At 75.2% G+C, this 1,599-nt stretch carries 1 protein-coding gene and 1 pseudogene; both read left to right on the forward strand.

Going from position 1 to position 1,599, the window contains the following annotated elements; all coding sequences use genetic code 11:
* Positions 1-200, forward strand: a 200-nt coding sequence (locus tag BJF79_RS56515; protein ID WP_158079432.1) for a hypothetical protein, incomplete at its 5' end; no start/stop codon positions are given.
* 20 nt (positions 201-220) lie between these two features.
* A pseudogene (locus BJF79_RS39310) lies at positions 221-1,599 on the forward strand (type I polyketide synthase); the annotation flags it as partial.

Here is a 1,599-nt window from a genome sequence, read left to right on the forward strand (position 1 = left end):
AGGACGACGAACCGCTCCTCGACGACCTCGTCCGGCTGGAGGAGGCGGTGCTGGCCGTGGAGCCGGGCGGCGGGCGGCGCGCCCGGATCGCCGGGCGGCTCCGGGAGCTGCTGGAGCGCATCGACGCACCCGAGGACGCGGCCGAGATCGGCGCCGCCTCCGACGACGAGATCTTCCGGATGATCGACGCCGGCCTGTAACGGGAAAGGACCAGGTTCGCATGGCGACCGCAGACGAGCTACGCGCCTACCTCAAGCAGGTCACCGTCGACCTGCGCCGGACCCGCACGCGGCTCCGCGAGCTGGAGTCCCGGGACCGGGAGCCGATCGCCGTGGTGGCGATGGCCGCCCGTTTCCCGGGCGGGGCCGACACCCCGGAGAAATTGTGGGACCTGGTGGCCGAGGGCCGGGACGCGATCTCCGCGTTCCCCGGCGACCGCGGCTGGGACGTCGCCGGGCTGTACGACCCCGACCCCGACGCGCCCGGCCGGACCTACAACCTCAACGGCGGGTTCGTCGAGGAGGCGCCGCTGTTCGACGCCGACTTCTTCGGGATCAGCCCGCGCGAGGCCCTCGCGATGGACCCGCAGCAGCGGCTGCTGCTGGAGACGGCCTGGGAGGCCGTGGAACGCGCCGGGATCCGCGCGGAGACGCTCCGCGGCGGCGACACCGGCGTCTTCGCCGGGGTCATGGCGCAGGACTACATCCCGATGCGGCCGCCGGTCGCCGACGGCTGCGACGGGTACGTGGTGACCGGCACGTACCCGAGCGTGGCGTCCGGCCGGATCGCCTACACGCTCGGGCTGCGGGGCCCGGCGCTCAGCATCGACACGGCGTGCTCGTCGTCGCTCGTCGCCGTGCACCTGGCCTGCCGGTCGCTGCGCGCCGGGGAGTGCGGGCTGGCGCTGGCGGGCGGCGCGACGGTGATGTCGTCGCCCGGGATGTTCGTGGAGTTCAGCCGGCAGGCGGGGGCTGGCCCCCGACGGCCGGTGCAAGTCGTTCGCCGCGGCGGCGGACGGTACGACGTGGGCCGAGGGCGCGGGCGTGCTCGTCCTGGAGCGGCTGAGCGACGCCGAGCGCAACGGGCATCCGGTCCTGGCCGTGATCCGCGGGACGGCGATCAACCAGGACGGCGCCAGCAACGGGCTCACGGCGCCGAGCGGGCCCGCGCAGGAACGCGTCATCCGGGCGGCGCTCGCCGACGCGGGCCTGCGCCCGGCCGAGGTCGACGCGGTGGAGGGGCACGGGACCGGGACGCGGCTGGGCGACCCGATGGAGGCGCAGGCGCTGCTGGCCGCCTACGGCGAGGGCCGCGACGCGGACCGTCCGCTGCGGCTCGGGTCGCTGAAGTCCAACATCGGGCACGCGCAGGCGGCGGCGGGCGTCGGCGGCATGATCAAGATGATCATGGCGATGCGGCACGAGCTGCTGCCGAAGACCCTGCACGTGGACGAGCCGACGCCGGGCGTCGACTGGAGCCCCGGCACGGTGTCCCTGCTCACGGAGGCGGCGCCGTGGCCGCGCGCCGAGGGACGTCCGCGCCGCGCGGGCGTGTCGTCGTTCGGCATCAGCGGGACGAACGCGCACGTCGTCATCGAGG

Source organism: Actinomadura sp. CNU-125, from assembly GCF_001942465.1.
In the GTDB taxonomy this organism is placed as follows: domain Bacteria; phylum Actinomycetota; class Actinomycetes; order Streptosporangiales; family Streptosporangiaceae; genus Spirillospora.